The organism is Paenibacillus sp. BT-177, assembly GCF_025846815.2.
In the GTDB taxonomy this organism is placed as follows: domain Bacteria; phylum Bacillota; class Bacilli; order Paenibacillales; family Paenibacillaceae; genus Paenibacillus; species Paenibacillus polymyxa_C.
This window is the reverse complement of sequence record NZ_JAOYTP010000011.1, coordinates 35,004-53,314: the sequence shown is the minus strand read 5'-3', so window position 1 is coordinate 53,314 and position 18,311 is coordinate 35,004. Positions and strand designations below refer to the sequence as shown.

Sequence of the window (18,311 nt, the reverse complement as noted above, 5' to 3'; positions counted from 1 at the left end):
AAACACCCATGGTCTGAAGTGGTTCATGCATCAGTCCATGGGAGTTTTCAGTTCAAATTGCCTATTTTAAGCCTTCGCGCGTGCTTCCTTGGCAAGTACAATAAAGCTTAACAGCGCACCAAGCTCTGCTATAGCAATCACAACCGCCATCGGTACGGGGGTTGTTCCACTACCCAAGCCCACCAACGGTGAAGCGATGGAGCCAAGCAATAGAGGCAGCAAGCCAAGCATGGCGGACGCACTGCCTGCGGAACGCTGCTGACTCTGCATGGCCAGTGAAGTCGTCGTTGTACTCACAATACCTACGCAGGATACGACAAAAAACATCGGAATCAATACGGCTAACAGTTGGCCTCCGGTAAAAGCTACAGTAAGCAAGCTGATCCCGGCTACAGCCGCAATCACCAGACCTGACAAGAGCAACTGTCGCTCGCTAAATCGACCCACGAGTCTACCCGTCAACTGGGAAAACAGTACAATTCCTAAACCATTCACTGCAAAAATGATGCTATACGTCTGGGGGGAAACCCCGAAAATATCCTGAAGCACGAAAGGCGAGCCAGCGATGTACGCAAACATCGCCCCTGTAATCAGTGCCTGCGAGAGGGCATAACCCATAAAGCGCCGATCTGCAAATAGATGACCGAGGGTTCCTAGCGTCTGCTTCAAGCCACCGGATGAACGACGGTTCGTTGGCAACGTTTCTGGAAGACCCAATACAACGGCAATTAGCATGCCCACACCAACTACACACAGCACCATGAAAACACCGCGCCAGGAAACAAAATTTAAAATGACACCGCCCATCACAGGTGCAGCAATGGGAGCCACACCATTCACCAGCATGAGCAGTGAGAAAAAGCGTGTCAATTCTTTGCCCGAGTACAGATCACGGGCCACTGCTCTGGAAATCACGATCCCCGCCGATCCCGTAAGCCCTTGAATAAAGCGAAGCGCAATGAGCACAGCGATATTCGGAGCAAACACACATAACAGCGATGCCGCGGCGTACAGAATAAGCGAAATCACCAGCGGTCCTCTGCGACCCCTCACATCGCTAAGCGGACCAGCAACGATCTGGCCAACGGCCAGTCCCAACAGACAGGCTGTCAAACTAAGCTGCGCCAACGAAGTAGTCGTATGCAAATTGTCGGCTAATGTGGGCAGTGACGGCAAATACATATCTATGGACAAGGGTCCGAAGGCACTTAATGCACCCAGAACAAAGGCAATCCATAATATTCGTGATTTGGTCATATCTGCGGCAACCATTACCGTATTGGATAACCGGTTCATGATAATAATCATCCTTTTCACTAAAATATAAATAATGACTTCAATATATTATGATATCATTCATTTCGTCTGGCTTCGAATAATTACACGCTAATCCGCAATTTTTTTTCAAAACTGCTATAAATCAGGCAGGAATTTACCAATTTCAGGTCGAATTACACGGTAACCAAAACAAAAAAAATGTAGAATCTGGAGAATGATAATGGTCTATGATGGAGTGCTGCTGGGTCTCATTGTAGGTCTGTTCAGAGGAGGCTGGCGGCAAGGTCTGGTTCGGTTCAGTCATATTCGCCTTATAGCCGGTTGGATGTTCCCCCTGCTGCTGGTGGTGCAATTCATTATTTTTTATGCTCAGGAAAAATGGGCTTGGCTAGCAGCCATGAATGGGTATCTATTTATGGGAGTCTACGTGGTCGGATTGATATTTCTCTGGTTGAACAGACATCATAAGGGATTCAAGCTTATTTTAATCGGCGTGTTGATGAATTTTATCGTTATGGCAGTGAACGGCGGCAGGATGCCGGTCTCGCTGAGCGCTTCTGAAGTGCTGGGTCCCTATTATACAGATATGCTTAAATCCGGCAGTGTCATCTCGAAACATTACATGATGGATGCGAGCACACGTTTATCATTGCTTGGTGACATCATTCCCCTTTCCAAGCCCTATCCCCGCACGCAGGTGATTAGTATTGGAGATGTCGTCATGAACTTCGGGATGTTCCTGTTTATCCAAAATGTGATGGTCGTAAAAAGAAATAAGGATAATCAACAAGAAACCAACCCCCACCATGCCTAGTTCAGAGCTTATTCCAAGGAAGGGAGGGAACCGTATGAAAAACTTGAAATACTCCCGTGTGATTATCAATGCTATTATCGTTGCTTCTGTCGTAATCGCGTTGACTTCCGGTTACAAAATTGGAGGCTAGTCACCGATAAAGAAAAAAAGGAAGCACAGGCTCAACAAAACAGGCTGGATTCCGGCCTGTTTTTTCATGTGAAATTTTCGATTACACAATTGTAAATTATCCCATTCACCCCTGGTAGCTTTGACATCAAGATACGACAAGGCAGGAGAAAAAATGATGAGTATATTAAAAAAGCTGCAAGAACGGGTTACCACGACGGGAATATACGTATTTTTCATGTGTATGGTAGGTCTGATCGTTCTCTTGTATACGAACCATTGGTCCTTTTTGCACTATTCGACGACAGAGTGGGTCACGATCTATTCCCTGTTGGGAGCAGTTCTGATTCTGGAGCATTTTACATTCCAGTTGCCACCAGCCAGTAACAAGCAGTCCATGGATTCCTCCGTGTACCTCGCTTGTATTTTTGTGCATGGCACTGAAATTGCCATTTTGATTTTGCTGTTCAATGTGATCATTGCTGCGTTTCGACATACAGAACTGTCCTGGTGGAAACATGCCGTCAATTTTTCCATTTACGCACTTTCCATTTTCCTGTCGTCAACCGTATTCGAACTAAGTGGCGGAACGCAGGGAGCCTTGAACGAGGACCATTTTGCTTCCTATCTGCTGGCATTGATCTGCTACTTTACGGTAAACACAATCACCTTGGGCATCTACTTCTATATCGCATATAAAGGGTCGTTCAATGAGCTCAAACAGGCTTTTTTGGCAGAATCTCTGCTTGTATACTTATGTACACTCATCCTGTCTTTGGTCTTGACCACGCTGATTTATTACAACGGCATTTTAGGACTTTTGCTATTCTTGGGGCTAAGCATGCTCTTATCCCACGCGTTCAAGCAAATGTTCACGATGTATCGTGAGATTGAAGAAAAAGCCAACACGGATCGCAGAACAGGGCTGTACAATCACAGCTACTTTGAAAATACACTTGAAGCTGAACTAAATACATCCAGATCGCAGAATACTCCCCTAAGTCTGGCGCTGATTGATATTGATGATTTCAAAAAATACAATGATCATTTCGGTCATCTCAAGGGCGATCAGCTACTGGGGTTTCTCGGTGAGTTTCTCAAAAAGGAAACGTTCGGTACTCATATTACCGTATCCCGCTATGGTGGAGAAGAATTCACTTTGCTTATGCCCGATCATACTGCTGAACAAGCTTATGAAAAGGTCAATGCTATCCGAAAAAGACTGAATGATTCCCGTTACGAGGGAGTTGAAATTTTCCCACACGGGTGTCTGTCCTTCTCCGCAGGCATTGCACAAAGCCGTATTGATATCTACGACAAATCACAGCTGGTCGATCTGGCGGATAAAGCACTGTACTATGCCAAGAAACAGGGCAAAAATATCGTTCATACACACGGCAGTCTAAATGAAGTGGAACGCGAGGTCGATCTCGGACAGGATATCCGTGATCTGGAGCAGCAGCTTAATCTATTCTTGTACAAGGATATTAACACCTTCAAGCATTCCAAACGGGTATTCAGATATGCAGCAGACATGAGCGATGTGCTTCAGCTCGGCCCGAAGGATAAACGGCGTTTTTTACTGGGAGCCCTCATTCACGACATTGGCAAACTGGAAATCCCCTGGAATATTCTTAATAAAAAAGAGAAGCTGTCTAGCGAGGAATGGCGGATGGTACAAGCTCATGTCGTGTGGGGCAAACGTATTGTCGAAGCCAATGAACGATTCATAGATTTAGTTCCTTTTGTGGAGCTGCATCATGAACGTTATGACGGGGGAGGCTATCCGTTTGGCTTTAAGGGCGAGCAAATCCCACGGCTGTGCCGGATGTTGACGATCATCGACTCTTTTGACGCGATGACGACAGAACGTCCCTATCAACCGACCAAAACATTCGAGGAGGCCATCGAAGAATTGCGTACTTGTTCGGGTAGCCAATTCGATCCCGATCTAACGGCTATTTTTATCCAATATATTCAACATAAGCAACCTGCTTTCACGCAGTCTATAGAAGCAGGCCTCTAATGTCTCATACACTATTCCTCTTTATCCCTACCGCGAATGAAATCCAGGCGATTTCTTTCATAGTAGGGATTTTTCATAAGATTGGCATTTTGCATCATGCTTATTATTTCAAATTTCATATAAATGTCATAATTCGCTCCATCTATTCACGCTATATGCACTATGATTAAGATAGGAATTGGTTTGTCCGTATAAAATGCTACAAATGAGGATATCCTCGCTTCAAGTAATCGAGAGAAGGTGACTTCACAGGCATGTTGTACCTGTCCAGACCAGCCCGTGCGGCTTGTCTTTTATTGCTGTGTCTGCATCTTCTGCTCCTGTTTCCTCACTCATCGTGGGCTCATGCATTTGTCGTTGAATCCAGCCCGACCGAAAATCAGGTTTTGGACAAGTCCCCTTCTCAGGTGACTATCACTTTCAACGAAGATTTGCAATCAGCCTTCATGTCCATCAAAGTGACTGATGAAACAGGCAAGCGGGTCGACACAGGAAAAGCACAGCTCAATCCAGAGCACCAATCCACCATGGAAATCCAATTGATTCCAGGGATGCAAAATGGAATTTACACCATCACTTGGAGAGCTTTGTCCGCAGATGGACATCCAGTCAATGGAGTGATTCCATTTCAAGTAGGTAGCGGTTCCAATGCGTACACCGATCAAGCTCCCCCTTCTGAAAGCTCTGGGACATCACGAATCGACTTAATCGCTGTCCGTTGGCTCCTTTACATAGGGTTATCGCTTCTGTTTGGAGCGATTTGTTTCCGCCTGTTCCTCTTACCGAGCATAAACCGAGACAAGAATCGCAGTGAACAGCAGATGCTTAGTCAGCGACCCTCTGACACATTACCCCGTTGGACTAAGCTGCTCTGGAGCGGCTACGGCATAACGTCTGCTGCCATTTTAATTAGCCTACCGCTTCAGGCGTCTTGGGATGCCGGAGTTTCCATCGGGGAGGGCTTCTCACTCCCTATTCTGGGAGAAGCGCTTCAATTTACTGGAGCAGGGCAAATCTGGTTTATCCAGATGATTCTCGTGCTGCTACTGAGCGTGACGCTAATTTATGCAATTGATCAAAGCATTTCCAATCGCCAGCGCCGAGTGTGGGGCTACAGCTCTGTTCTACTCACGCTGAGCCTCATACTGTCCAAGGCCTTTGTCGGGCATCCGGCAGCAGCCACCCATCCGGCTCCAGCCATTGTGGCAGATTTCGTCCATCTTGCGGCGACAGCCTTTTGGATCGGCTCACTTGCCGTCATGGTGGTGTGCCTGCCTGTTGCCGGGTCGGAGCTGCCTGTAACCGAGCAGGCAACTCTGCGGCAAGCCGCCCTGCGCCGCTTTGCTGGCTGGGGCATTGCTATGGTGGCGGCGCTACTCGCCACTGGTATCTATGGAGCGGTGCTGTACATTCCGGCTTCCTCCATGCTGCTGAACACATCCTATGGACTCGTTCTGCTTGGTAAATCAGTGCTACTGCTAGTGATGCTGGTCTTTGCAGCCAGCCAGTTCCGCAGCGCTCGACAAGCGGCAGCGAGCAAACGAGCCGCCGGAGGATTGCGTGTCGAGCTGTCCGTCGGCCTGCTCGTGATGCTGTTGGCAGCGGTGCTCACTCACCTGTCACCTGGCCAGGCACCTGCTGTACCGTTTGAGGAGACTCGCCCTACTGGCGAACACAGCGTTACACTGGCAGTTAGTCCGAATGCTGTGGGCAGCAATGAATTTAAGGTATCCGTTCAGGATAGCAAGGGTGCTGCCGTTTCAGGCATCCAGCAGATCACATTAACGCTTACCCCAGCTAATCCTGACCAAGACCAACAGGAATTTGTTCTGCCCGTGAAGCAACAACAGCCCTTCCGCAGTCAGGAATTGATAACCTCCGAAGGAACATGGGCGGTAAAAGTACATGCCCTGACGGCATCACTCGATGCGGTTGATGCTGAATTCACTCTGCATGTAGGCGGTAAAAAATAATTATTTTATTTTATAAAGGAGCGAAATGAAGATGAATATAACGATTCAAACAGCAAAATCCAGGTTTTCCAGGTTCACAACCTCTATAGGTTTAATTGCGGCTGGTGCCTTGCTTTTTGCAGGTATGGCCAGTGCGCATGTGACGGTCAAGCCTTCCGTTTCACAACCTAATGCATGGGAAACATACACGTTGAAAGTGCCTGTGGAAAAAAACATTCCAACCACCAAAGTCGCTTTAAAAGTTCCTAAAGAGGTCGTTTTCAAACAATACGAGCCTGTACCGGATTGGAAGGTAGCCACCGAAAAAGACAGCTCTGGCAAAATAACCACCGTCACATGGACGTCTGAAAAAGACGGCATTCAAGCGGGACAGTACCAACGCTTCAGCTTTGTAGCACAAAATGCAGACCAGAATACCGCGGCAGCCTGGGACGCCTTCCAATATTACAGTGACGGAAGTATTGTGGAATGGACAGGCGATGAAGGAAGTAACAACCCTCATTCCATTACCAAAATTACGGCAGATGCCACACCCGAAACTTCTGCTCCTGCCGCAGACAGCGGACATGATTCGGCAGGCACCGCAGAGGGCCATGCGAGCACAGATACGGCCAAAGATAACAGCAGTGCAGCGCCGACCTCGGACAATGCTGCTGAGGCTACGCCTGCCGCTTCTGCTCCAGCCAGCTCTGCTGCACAAACAACAGCACTTGTCCTCTCGATCATCGCAGTCGTGCTTGGTGCCGCAGCAGTAGGCATTGCACTCAAGCGTCGCAAGTAATCTGAGTTACAAACAACAGAGCTTTACATGTAAAAAAGCTGGTGCCATTCATTCAGGCACCAGCTTTTTTTATCGTTATCTCATCCTATCATTTTACATTCACCTATCTATCATTTTTTTGGTAAAATGGTAGATACCTCACGATTCTAACATGATAGCATTGCAATCTATTGAGCATAGGAGATCATAGGATGAAAATCGTAAATAAGGCTCTGTTATCTAGCGTTATCTTTCTGAGTACCGCAGCGGGCATCTATAGTCCCTTGGCACAAGCGGAGGCGGGTAAGGTCAGCATCATGCTGGACGGATATCCATTGCCGTTCCCTGTACAGCCTGCCATGATGAACGGCACGACGATGGTTCCCTTTCGCGCTATTTCTGAGGCTCTGGGCATTACAGTGAAATGGGATCAAGCCAGCCAAAGCATCACCGCTACCAAAGCGCAAGGCAATGCAACCAAGCAGGTGGTTCTCAAAATGGGGAGCCGCAATGCCACAGTAGATGGACAAACGGTTCAACTAACAGCAGCACCGCAAACCGTACGCGGCAGCACGATGATTCCGCTGGGCTTTTTCGGGCAACAGTTTGGAGCCACAGTGAACTGGAACCAGGGAACACGGACGGTCTCTATCACATCGCCACGTGAAGCTATGTACACTGTAGGCTTCTATGCACTGTCTTCCTTTGACCAAAAATCCAAAATACCGAATTTTAATGCCGTTGCCTTCGGCTGGAGCCGAATTGATACGAACGGACAGTTCACAACGACCGGCAAAGAATATAAATGGCCTCAAGCTGCTGGAGCTGTAACGCCTGAGTCTATTCTACAGGAGGCAGATAGCCAGGGGACTTCCCCTTACCTGATGGTTTATTCTGTCGACGGTAATCATGAGCTAACCAAGGTTTTGGAAAATGCGCAGCTTCAAGAACAGACCATTTCCCAAATCGTCAGCACTGCCACCGATAAACAGTTCAAGGGCATTACGTTAGATCTTGAAGGATTAGGCTGGAGTGGCGATAAGGCCAAAGCTCGCTCCGATTACAACGCCTTTATTAAAAAGTTATCAGCCAAAGCGCATCAAGCCGGGCTCAAGCTTACCGTCGTTCTGCATCCGCTGAATAGCTCTTACACTGGCTATGATTACAAGACGCTGGGCAATCTGGCGGACGATCTGATCATCATGGCCTATGATTACGGACAAAAATCTACGCCTGAGCCACTGGATAAAGTGGACGAAGCCATAAAGCTGGCGTTGAAGGAAACCTCGCGGGACAAGCTCATTTTGGGAATTTCAATGGGTAGCGAAAAAGACAGTACCGTTAACGCCAAGATCGGTTTAGCCAAACGTTATGACCTCAAGGGAATCGCCATCTGGCGTCTGGGTATTATTGGAGAAACGGCCTGGGCGAAGATGAACGAATCGATCGAGTTTAAATAGTGTCCATTTTTTAAAAGGAATCCGTCCTTATTCCGCCCGCTAATGATTTTCATGTGTTTTCTATGAAATCATCGGTGGGCTTTTCTCATGTCTATCTTAGCAAAAATGCTTGCCTGACTTGGAAATTTTCTCCACAGGCTCGCATCCCTGTTCTCCGTAGAAGATCCCCCAGTCTCTCATAAAATCCAGCAACGGTCTTAACGTATCTCCCAACGGGGTAAGCGAGTATTCCACACGTGGTGGGTTCTCGTTATAAATTTCACGGTGCACAATGCCATCACGCTCCAATTCGCGTAGCTGCAAGGTTAGCATCCGCTGTGTAATATTAGGCAAGGTCCGTCGAATTTCATTATAGCGCCGCGGTCCTGTGGTCAAATGATATAAAATGACTCCCTTCCACTTGCCTCCAATCACCCCAACAGTTTTCGCTACCGGACATCCAAAATTAACGCTAACTGTATGTTCCATCTCCTGTGCCATGTATTCCCCTTCTTTCTACAGGATATAGGCTAATAGCCTTCAGACCTATAACAAGGAACAAATATGTGCGTACTTGTTCCCTGCAAAAACTTTCTATATGATAACTATATATTCGATATTAGCTCTCATTATAGTAGCAGAAAACCCATAGAGTACCAACTAAACCCATATCAAAAGGAGTACATTTTATGTCCAATACATCAGCTAAAAAGCAGGAAATTCTGGATGCCTTTTTATTCAGACATGCCACGAAGGAATTCGCCCCCGATCGCATCATACCTGAGGAGGATTTTCAATTTATTCTCGAAACCGGACGACTTTCCCCAAGCTCCGTAGGATTTGAACCGTGGCAGTTTGTGGTCGTGCAAAATCAGGCATTGAGAGAAAAGCTGGCGGCGGTTTCCAGTGGTGGTCAAAAGCAAATTCCTGCGGCTAGCCACGTCGTCCTGATCTTGGCACGTAAGGATGTTCGTTATGATTCTCCTTACGTGGAGTACATGTATAAAGAGGTTAAGGGGATGTCTGACGAAGACTTTGCCTCCCTACCAGGCCGCTATAAGATTTTCCAAGGTGAAAACCAACGCCTGCTGGAAAACGAACGCACGTTATTTGACTGGGCCTCCAAGCAAACCTATATTGCCTTAGGCAATATGATGACAGCGGCAGCTCAGATCGGCATCGATTCCTGCCCGATTGAAGGCTTTAACTATGATCAGGTACATGCCATTTTAGAGGAAGAAGGATTGCTTGAGAACGGGCTGCTGGATATTTCAGTCATAGCCGCCTTCGGTTATCGTGCTCATGAACCCAAGCGGGAAAAATCCAGACAACCCCTGGAGAAGGTCACACGCTGGGTCCTGTAAATATTCGTCCAATACTGTTAGTCAATCTTTAAGTTTGACACAATTTGAACAGGCGGGCTTGCGATCACTCATCTTAACGATGGCCCATCGCAGCCCGCCTCTTTATTTAAAATTTTTTCTTCTACAACTGTTTGCTTATAGCCGTAGTCAAGTTATCCTATATAATAAGATGTATCTGCCTACAAAGGAGTACAGTACACGTGGAAAGATCAGAGATATTGACAAGGATTGTTATTGTCGATGATGAAGAGTTAGCTTTGGATTATATGAAGCGTCTGCTTGGCGAGTTACAAGGCATACATATTGCAGGAGCTTTTACGAATCCATTCATGGCTAAGGACTATATTCTACTTGATGATATAGATATAGCTTTTTTGGATGTAAGACTTCCAGGGATCAGCGGAATTGAATTAGCAAATCAAATTTTGGAGCACAAACCCCATATTCAGATCGTTTTTGTTACAGCTTACGATAAGTACGCTATTCAGGCCTTCGAGCTTAACGCACTGGATTATCTGCTCAAGCCGGTCACGACAGAACGTCTTATCAAAACCATGAATCGCATTCTGAAGCGTGACGATCAAGCTGCCTCCATGCCTGAGAATCAGCCTTCTGTTCTCCAGTTACAGGTTTTTCAATATGTCGTCTTTACATTACCGGATCAGCAACCCACTGTTATTCAGTGGAGGACTAAAAAGACTCAGGAGTTGTTTTTGTACTTGCTCCAAAATCATGACCAATGGGTTCGCAAATCAGCTTTGATTGAATTACTATGGCCAGAATATGAAGAAGATAAGGCCTACTCTCTTTTATATACAGCCGCTTATTACATTAGAAAAACGATAGCGCCGTATCATTCCTTTTTAGAGATTTCCAATACTAATGGCGGTTATATTTTGCACACGCAAAACGTTCTGTTAGATACAGAAAGATGGGAGTCTCTCCTGGCATCCGCTCCACAGATGAACAAGGAATCAATCCCATATTATGTAAAAATGATGGAACTTTACAAAGGGGACTATTTACAAGAATATGATTTTTGGTGGGTTGAAAGTGAACGCCAAAGGCTGCATAAAATGTGGTTATCCGTATCATTAAAAATGGCAGAATGGTATAGAGGGAACTCCCAGCCTGAAGAGGCGATCTCTATTTATGAGGGCATCTGTAGTCGTCATCCCCAAGAAGAGGAAGCCTACTGGGGATTAATGAAGACTTATGCTGAGATGAATAAAAATAGCTTAGTGATCAAATGGTATGATTTATTATCATCCGTCTTATGGGAAGAGCTTCATGAGAAGCCCAATGAACAAATTACAAATTGGTTTAAAGAGTGGCAAATGGCTCATGCCTAATTTCACGACTGGGAATCATTCTCCGTACCCGTAGAGTCCCCATTAGAAGCGTCACTTACTTCGCCTCGTTCTGTATAGAGGACCTACGGGACAGAGATATTATGTTCCTTATCTTTGTACCTGGGGAACATGGAAGCTTACCGTTGTACCCTGGTTGGGAAGACTGCTAATAGATAATCCTTTACCGTATACTTGCTTCAAACGTCGATCTGTATTCCGTAATCCAATCCCGCTATCCTGTTCTTGATGAGGACTCAACAGACGGTCCAGTTCCTCTTGACTCATGCCCACACCATCATCAATGATCGCTATTTCTGTTCCATCCTCCCGCTGCTGAATACGAATACACAATGTTCCTCCATCTATCCGATTCATGATACCATGCCTGATTGCATTTTCTGCAAGTGGCTGAATCGATAACGGTGGCAATAACAAAGATATCTGTTCGTCTACTTCCCATACAATATCTAGTCTATTGCCAAAGCGTTCCTTCTCTATATAAAGATAAGATTTCAGGAGAGCAAGCTCATATTCCAGTGATACGACTCTATCCAGATTTTGAGGGTTAAAGCTTGATCTTAAATATTTGCCGAATTCTTCAATAAGATTCACCATTCTGGTGTGATCCACATGACTTAAAGATGCAATGGTATTCAAGGTGTTAAACAAAAAATGAGGTTTGATTTGTGCCTGTAACCATGCAGCCTCCATCCAAAGCCTCTCCCTTGCGGACTTTTTAACGTCAGTCAAGGCACGGACCCTTGATTTCAATTCCATGGAATCCACAGGCTTCATAATGTAATCGTTGGCCCCTGCAAGAAATCCCGTATATAAGTCCTCCTGCTGACTACGTGCAGTCAACAGCAACACAGGCAGCTCGGAAATGCTAAAGTATTCCCTCACACGCCGAGTTAACTCATAACCCGACATTTGGGGCATCATGACATCGGCTATAATTAAATCCCATTCCCGATGATCCAGCCTATGTAAGGCATCCTGGGCACTGGTTACAGTGACAAGTTCGTAAGGCTCCGACTCCGAGGCGAGAATGCCCTCTAACACCCTTAAATTGACCGGATCATCATCTACTGCGAGTATGGCAGATCGTGCAGAGCCTGCTGCAACTTGCATCACAGCCTCATTCTGTAGAGCTATAAAATCAGTATCTGCTTCTTCATCCATACATACCTGCTCGTTATCTCGTGATTCGTCTGGGGTAGGTGAGGGATCGAGCGGTAGTGTGAAAGAAAAGGTTGAGCCTTGACCAAGTTCAGAACTTACACTCAAAGATCCTCCATGAAGCTCCACCAATTGCTTGCTGATACTCAACCCAAGTCCAAGCCCATCCCCAATAACCGTCAAATGAGAATTTCCTTGTTCATATGGACGAAATATTCGCTTTTGCGTCTCCCCATCTATCCCAACGCCAGTGTCACGCACCTGAATACTGGCCATTTCGCCTTGGATGTGTGCGTGAACGGAAATAGTCCCCTCAGCAGTATGTTTAACAGCATTGTGAAGGAGATTGAACAGGATTTGGATTACTCGGTTTTCATCCGCTAATACATTCGGAAAATCAGCAGGGATGTTAACTACCATGTTTAAAGGTTTCCCATCTGTCATGAATTGAAGCATATCCAATACACCCGAGGCTACAGCCTTGGGCTTCAGGCTTCTTTTTTCCAGAATAATATCCTTTTCACGTAGACGTGTAACATCCAGCAAATCATTCAATAATAAGGACATACGGCGGCCGACCGTAACAAGCAATTGCATGTTTCTCCTGTTGGGTTCATCCAGGGCGCCGCCCCGGTTCTCCAGCACAGTCTGTGCTATATTGATCATCCCATGCAGTGGATTTCGCAGCTCATGAGAGGTGTTGGCTAAAAATTCATTTTTCACCTGATCAGCGCGCTGCAATCTGTCCGACAGCCTTCTCAGTTCAGCATTCGTATTAAAAAACCGTTTGAACCAATAGGATGCAAATGCCACAAAAGCCAGCACAATATCCCAAGGGTAATAGGGGAGGTCATTCGTCTTGAAAATGCCCCACAGCATGCTGGATGCGATGCTAATGGATGCTAGCAACAGAAAAACAGCCTCTTTTTGCCCTCTGAATGTTCTAAGAAAAGCAAGGGAGGGAACTGTAGCACATAGAGTAATAGCCGGTAATGCGATAAGAACCATAAGAAATGCATACAGGCTGGATGCAGGTGCAAGTAACACCAAAATCGCAAAACAACAGTGGCCTATAAAAACAATCTGAATGATTCGGGATCGAACCAACAGAGACTGCGCTAGCTTCAGTACACACATGCCTATTCCAATATAGGAAAGGGTGGTTATCTTTAACGAAAGACCCAGATTAATGGGGAACCAGTCCAATAAAAGCTTGTCATCGTCTGTCAGGATGGATAATACCGTGCAGATTACAATTCCCGCAAAATACAGAAGCGCCTTCTTTTGTGGATTCATAAAAAATATAACGACTATATATAACCCGTGAAGCAACAAAATAATACATACCATAATTTGCATTGCGATCGTGAAGTTGGTTCGGCTATTCACAGCATCCGCGCTTCCAAAAATGATAGGCTTCATAATTCCTCCACTAGCAGAGAAATCAAAATTGGATACTTGGATGACAATCTCAATGGCCTGCCTGTTCGCATCAAACATGGCAGAGAATGGAACAGTTGATCCTATATGCTGTTCGACCTTGCTAGAGACCTGACCACTATGACTAATTAAACGACCGTTCACAAATATGTTGGATGCCGTACTGATCTTTCCAATCCGAAGTCCGTATAGAGTGTCCTCCGACCTGTCACTCAAAATAAGCAGCCGATAGGTTCCAACGCCATATGCCTTATGATCAACAGGAGATACCGACTCACTCCATAATCCTGGTACCTGAATGGTCTGGCGCTGCTTCTGCATAAGTAAGGATTTCAGTTCGGCAGAAGAAGATAAAGTCCCAGGATAAAACTCCCACTCCCCATTTAATGGCAGGGTCTTTATCTCCTGCAGATTCAAGCCCCTCAGATCCAGAATTCCCGCCTTGGCCCGGGGATAATCCTGATTGTGGTAATAATCAAACCACAACAAACGCAAGCCGATAATCACGATCAGAAATGACAGCGTAATTAAAAAAAAGTTCCGCTTATTCATCTACTGGTGATCCGGCACCATACATCAACGTACCGTTGCCGGGCTCTCATCTGAACCAGCAGCATTGGATGGTGACCAATCCTCATAGTTTCACAACCTTATCTACACAAATTTCATTTATCGTTCCTTAGCTCAGATTGTCCGTGCTACTCAAGCAACATACGAACCCCAGTAAGCACAATTCCAATCAGAAAACCTGTAAGCGCACCGTTAATCCGAATCCATTGTAAATCCTGCCCCAGCTTGTCCTCCATTAAAGCGATCAGTGAGGCATCATCCATTCGATTTACATTTTCTCGAACCAGATTACCAATCTGACTATGGTTTGCTTCCACTACTCCGGTAACACCTGCTACGATCCACGAATTGATCTTGTCCAGCAGCCCCGTATTTCTCCATAAATCAGACAGCATTTGATCCAGCAAAGGTACAATGTACGCCGTTACATAACTGGCATCTTCCATGTAATCCAGCAGATTACGACGAAGCTCTTCAAGCTTATCGGATATGGCTGCATCACCTTCCCAAGAATCAATAAAGGTGTTTTTCCAGTGATTCAGCCCCTCCCTGACCGTATCTTTGGCCGCCAGATGAATCAACTGTGTGTTGAACCCATCCAGGACGGCCTGACGACGCGGATGTCCTTCATCTCGAAGCTCCGCTACGCGGTCCAGCAAAAAGTGACGAATCATCTCGCCCATACGCTCCTCATTCAAATAGCCAAGGAAAGCGTTCAGGGCAAACTGCATAAGCCCGCTGACCTGCAAGCCGCTAACAGCCTGCATCCCCAGGGTGCCTAGCGTAACCCCGGTGTCTGACCGCAGTAGCCAGGACTCCGTCTGCTCCAGCGCATAATCCAACGCCCGTTGGTCATACTTTCGCTCGCCAGCTTGCCGGGCGAGCACCTCTAGCAATGGTCCTATATCGAATTCTGTCGCCTGTCGTTTAATCCCAGTTGAGATGGCCGGGGCCAGCTCTGCCAGCGGAATCGAACGGACAAGTTGCTTGGCAAGAACATCTATAAAAGCGACCGCTTCGGGCGTACGTATTCCTTTTTCCACACTTTTCAGCACCAGCTCTGCCAGTCTAATCTCGGCAATTTTAGATGCAATACTTTCTTTATGAAGCAAATTGTTCTCGACCGTGTTAACCAAGGCATCGGTCAGCTTTCCCCGATTTTTAGGGAGAAGCGCTGTGTGTGGAATCGGAATGCCCAGCGGATGACGGAATAACGCGGTTACGGCAAACCAGTCTGCCAACCCTCCTACAAGTCCGGCTTCAAAAGATCCGGCCAAAAGACGGGCCCAGCCAAATTGTTGAAAAGGTAACGTAGCAGCAAAGCCCGCTCCCATCATAACAAGTGACCAAGCTGCTGCGGTTTTTGTGTTTTTTGTTTTTCCCATCATGTAGTCCTCCAAACTAACTGTAAAATTTGTTTCATTTCATCTGTAGTACCATCATATCATTGCCTGTGCAGATACCAAAGGTCACCATACTCTATTGTCAACAAATTGCATGATATTTAAAATTTGCACATTAGCTTAAATTGAGTTCGCATAACCACACTTATCCATACATTTTCGTGAACAAAATCACAACAATTAAGTTACAACTATTTTCTAACAAAATGAGCCCTTTGAATCATTTTGTCGAATTATGGTCCCATTTTTCTTGCAACCTAAAGGATATATGCCTCAAAAAGTGGAATTGCAAGATTATGATACATTCATTGATAAAGTTAATTATTCCCAACATCATTCTTTATTCCATCAATTTAAGGAATGAATTCCAGAAGAACCCTATCCTTTTCAAATAGGTGCTTTCTGGTTAATTTTGTTATATAATGTATAGCCTCAAATCGATACATGAATATACTTTAATGTGATAAAATAACCTTTGTAAATGGGAACTCCGGTTCTAAAAGGATATTCATGAAACAAACTACAATTGTCTTACTAAAATTGTTCTTTTGTAAAGGAATTGGATATGACAACAAACCAAAAAAATGCCCAGTATGTCTGGAGCGAAGATCCAGTTGCAATTATATGTACACCCTCTGCTTTTGCTAAAAAATCCCTCTTTTATATACAGGAAATAGGCTATTTCAAAACAGATGCTTATGTAATGGAACGGCAAAAGCTCACCTCTTTTTTGCTCCTTTTTACTCTGTCCGGGAGAGGGGAATTACAATACCGGGGCAAGGATTATATATTGAAACCTCATGATATGCTTTTTATTAATTGCGAAGAATATGTACAGTACAAAACTTCCTGTCAGAAGACATGGGAGTTTATTAGTGTGAATCTATATGGCAATCTTATTGACCATTTCTACGAACAATTCGATAAACACAATAAGCCCGTAATCTCACTAAAGGATTCAAGTGCAGTATTGGACAAGCTGCGCACCTTATTACATGTACAGCCAGAACGAAGCTTATCCTCTGAGCTGCTCTCATCCAGGATAATCGTTGACTTGTTAACGATTATTTTACAGCACCCCTACACCAATCCCAACGCGAATTCAGATGGAACGGCAGAGGTGCGCAAGGTAAAGCAATATCTGGATCAATCCTATTGCGAACGGATCACGCTGGATTCGCTAGCAGAAATGTTTGGTCTAAACAAGTTCAACCTGGCTAAAAACTTTAAAAAACAGATTGGCTTTTCCCCTATTGAGTATCTTATTAATGTTCGTATCACGGCTGCTCAAAGCTGGCTTAAAACTAGTGATGTAGCTATTGTGGACATCGCACAATATGTGGGCATTCCCAACACAAGTCATTTTATCAATCTGTTCAAAGAGCACATTGGAGAAACGCCTCATTCCTATCGCAAAAAATGGGGAAACCGTATAAAATAGGTCTTATGTATAATCTCCAAGCTTGCTTTGTCGATAAATAGCGAAAATTTGAGATTTAAACTTGCCTAATAGAGTACCTAACTGATAGAATAAAAATACAAGCTATTCAGGATAAATGGCAAACTTGTCGAAAGGCAAGGACGCAAAGCTACAGGGCCTTCTGTATGATGGCAGCCAGCTACCGGTTGAAGTGGCTTTTTGTCGTGCTTTTTTCCGAAAACTTTATACGAAATGGCAAACTTGTCGAAAGGCAGGGACGCAAAGCTATAGGGCCTTCTATTTATGATGGCAGCCTGGCCACCGAAAGGAAGTTTTTTATGGGGAAAATGATATTTTCTACACTTCTCCTATTTTTCATGCTGTCCGCAATACTCTTAAATTCGACAATTTACGCTGCTGATAGTGTTGCATGGTTGGATCAAAACAATGTAAATCATGGGACGGTCAGTGTGCGCTACCCCGTTAAACCTAACGTTAAAACCAAGATTTTGGTTACCAAAGATGCACAAAAATACTCTTATAATCTAACACCCGGGAAATCCGAAGAAGTATTTCCTCTCCAAATGGGTAATGGGAACTATAACATCAGTATTTTGGAACAGCTTAGTGGTAATCAATATAAAGTGATAGGACAAGATACGATCGAGTTAAAGCTAAACGATAGCAAGGCGGTGTATCTTAATTCCGTTCAAAATATTAACTGGAGTAGTACTAATCAAGCGATTCAAAAAGCCCGTGAGTTAACCCAAGGTGCAACAACGGATCGCGAGAAGCTCCAAAAAATCTATGACTACGTAATTAGTCATATCAAGTATGACTCCAATCAGGCCTTTGCCTTAACGACTGACTATCTGCCACAAATTGATCATACGTTAAGCTCTCAAAAAGATATTTGTTATGGTTATGCTTCACTGATGGCTGCTATGTTACGAAGTGTAGATGTACCAACCAAGCTGGTTATGGGCAAATCCTCCTACGTGGACACTTACCATGCCTGGAATGAGGTCTACATCGACAATCAATGGATGGTCGTAGACACTACAGTAGATGCAGCACTGTATATGGGTAAGCAGAAATTCGAAATGATCAAAGATCCCTCCAAATACATTAAAACAAAGCAATATTAATATCAATGTTTTTAATTCATATTTTTTAAAAAATGAA

The 18,311-nt window shown here is 45.0% G+C and carries 13 protein-coding genes and 2 riboswitches; of the genes, 9 read left to right on the top strand and 4 right to left on the bottom strand.

The annotated features are described in order from the left end of the window. Nucleotides 1–66: 66 nt before the first annotated feature. The gene (locus OIU26_RS22770; protein WP_264218106.1) at nt 67–1,296 is read right to left on the bottom strand and encodes a multidrug effflux MFS transporter; all 1,230 of its coding nucleotides are present in this window, start codon (nt 1,294–1,296) and stop codon (nt 67–69) included. 202 nt (nt 1,297–1,498) lie between these two features. On the opposite strand from OIU26_RS22770, the gene OIU26_RS22765 reads away from it, so the two are divergent. The 5 genes from OIU26_RS22765 to OIU26_RS22745 all read left to right on the top strand — a co-directional run bounded on the left by OIU26_RS22765 (nt 1,499) and on the right by OIU26_RS22745 (nt 8,419). Continuing rightward, entirely contained in the window at nt 1,499–2,092 is a 594-nt protein-coding gene (locus OIU26_RS22765) for a DUF5317 domain-containing protein (RefSeq protein ID WP_264218105.1), read from the top strand. A 283-nt stretch (nt 2,093–2,375) separates the two neighbouring features. After that, the gene (locus OIU26_RS22760; protein ID WP_264218104.1) at nt 2,376–4,226 is read left to right on the top strand and encodes a diguanylate cyclase; all 1,851 of its coding nucleotides are present in this window, start codon (nt 2,376–2,378) and stop codon (nt 4,224–4,226) included. A 296-nt stretch (nt 4,227–4,522) separates the two neighbouring features. Continuing rightward, complete coding sequence (locus OIU26_RS22755; protein ID WP_264218139.1) at nt 4,523–6,199, top strand: copper resistance CopC/CopD family protein; 1,677 nt, start codon at nt 4,523–4,525, stop codon at nt 6,197–6,199. 31 nt (nt 6,200–6,230) lie between these two features. Further along, nucleotides 6,231–6,980, top strand: a complete 750-nt coding sequence (locus OIU26_RS22750; protein ID WP_137077685.1) for a YcnI family copper-binding membrane protein — start codon at nt 6,231–6,233, stop codon at nt 6,978–6,980. Nucleotides 6,981–7,171: 191 nt separating this feature from the next. Then, the gene (locus tag OIU26_RS22745) at nt 7,172–8,419 is read left to right on the top strand and encodes a stalk domain-containing protein (protein WP_264218103.1); all 1,248 of its coding nucleotides are present in this window, start codon (nt 7,172–7,174) and stop codon (nt 8,417–8,419) included. 96 nt (nt 8,420–8,515) lie between these two features. On the opposite strand, the gene OIU26_RS22740 is transcribed toward OIU26_RS22745, so the two are convergent. Further along, nucleotides 8,516–8,899 (bottom strand): winged helix-turn-helix transcriptional regulator, encoded by a 384-nt coding sequence (locus OIU26_RS22740; protein WP_264218102.1) that lies wholly within the window; start codon nt 8,897–8,899, stop codon nt 8,516–8,518. A 188-nt stretch (nt 8,900–9,087) separates the two neighbouring features. On the opposite strand from OIU26_RS22740, the gene OIU26_RS22735 reads away from it, so the two are divergent. Continuing rightward, nucleotides 9,088–9,762 carry an NAD(P)H-dependent oxidoreductase gene (locus OIU26_RS22735; RefSeq protein WP_058831366.1) on the top strand — a complete coding sequence of 225 codons (675 nt, stop codon included), beginning with the start codon at nt 9,088–9,090 and terminating at the stop codon, nt 9,760–9,762. 200 nt (nt 9,763–9,962) lie between these two features. After that, nucleotides 9,963–11,114, top strand: a complete 1,152-nt coding sequence (locus OIU26_RS22730) for a response regulator (RefSeq protein WP_264218101.1) — start codon at nt 9,963–9,965, stop codon at nt 11,112–11,114. Between the two features lie 108 nt (nt 11,115–11,222). Here the strand turns inward: OIU26_RS22730 and OIU26_RS22725 are convergent, their stop codons facing one another. Together OIU26_RS22725 and OIU26_RS22720 are read right to left on the bottom strand one after the other, a co-directional pair. Next, a complete protein-coding gene (locus OIU26_RS22725; RefSeq protein ID WP_264218100.1) occupies nt 11,223–14,285 on the bottom strand; it encodes an ATP-binding protein in 3,063 nt (1,020 codons plus the stop codon). Nucleotides 14,286–14,431: 146 nt separating this feature from the next. Then, nucleotides 14,432–15,688 (bottom strand): DUF445 domain-containing protein, encoded by a 1,257-nt coding sequence (locus OIU26_RS22720; protein ID WP_264218138.1) that lies wholly within the window; start codon nt 15,686–15,688, stop codon nt 14,432–14,434. 583 nt (nt 15,689–16,271) lie between these two features. Here OIU26_RS22720 and OIU26_RS22715 point away from each other — a divergent pair. Together OIU26_RS22715 and OIU26_RS22710 are read left to right on the top strand one after the other, a co-directional pair. Then, nucleotides 16,272–17,147, top strand: coding sequence for a helix-turn-helix transcriptional regulator (locus tag OIU26_RS22715; RefSeq protein WP_436449194.1), 876 nt, complete (start codon nt 16,272–16,274; stop codon nt 17,145–17,147). Between the two features lie 107 nt (nt 17,148–17,254). Beyond that, a riboswitch (cyclic di-GMP riboswitch) is annotated at nt 17,255–17,333 on the top strand. Between the two features lie 37 nt (nt 17,334–17,370). After that, nucleotides 17,371–17,452, top strand: a riboswitch (cyclic di-GMP riboswitch). A 51-nt stretch (nt 17,453–17,503) separates the two neighbouring features. Next, nucleotides 17,504–18,274 (top strand): transglutaminase-like domain-containing protein, encoded by a 771-nt coding sequence (locus OIU26_RS22710; RefSeq protein WP_264218099.1) that lies wholly within the window; start codon nt 17,504–17,506, stop codon nt 18,272–18,274. The last annotated feature ends 37 nt before the right edge of the window (nt 18,275–18,311 follow it).

Coding starts and splice junctions, on each gene's coding strand:
- OIU26_RS22770 (WP_264218106.1), bottom strand. CDS start 1,296: ATGAACCGGTTATCCAATACGGTAATGGTTGCCGCAGATATGACCAAA.
- OIU26_RS22765 (WP_264218105.1), top strand. CDS start 1,499: ATGGTCTATGATGGAGTGCTGCTGGGTCTCATTGTAGGTCTGTTCAGA.
- OIU26_RS22760 (WP_264218104.1), top strand. CDS start 2,376: ATGATGAGTATATTAAAAAAGCTGCAAGAACGGGTTACCACGACGGGA.
- OIU26_RS22750 (WP_137077685.1), top strand. CDS start 6,231: ATGAATATAACGATTCAAACAGCAAAATCCAGGTTTTCCAGGTTCACA.
- OIU26_RS22745 (WP_264218103.1), top strand. CDS start 7,172: ATGAAAATCGTAAATAAGGCTCTGTTATCTAGCGTTATCTTTCTGAGT.
- OIU26_RS22740 (WP_264218102.1), bottom strand. CDS start 8,899: ATGGCACAGGAGATGGAACATACAGTTAGCGTTAATTTTGGATGTCCG.
- OIU26_RS22735 (WP_058831366.1), top strand. CDS start 9,088: ATGTCCAATACATCAGCTAAAAAGCAGGAAATTCTGGATGCCTTTTTA.
- OIU26_RS22725 (WP_264218100.1), bottom strand. CDS start 14,285: ATGAATAAGCGGAACTTTTTTTTAATTACGCTGTCATTTCTGATCGTG.
- OIU26_RS22720 (WP_264218138.1), bottom strand. CDS start 15,688: ATGGGAAAAACAAAAAACACAAAAACCGCAGCAGCTTGGTCACTTGTT.
- OIU26_RS22715 (WP_436449194.1), top strand. CDS start 16,272: ATGACAACAAACCAAAAAAATGCCCAGTATGTCTGGAGCGAAGATCCA.
- OIU26_RS22710 (WP_264218099.1), top strand. CDS start 17,504: ATGCTGTCCGCAATACTCTTAAATTCGACAATTTACGCTGCTGATAGT.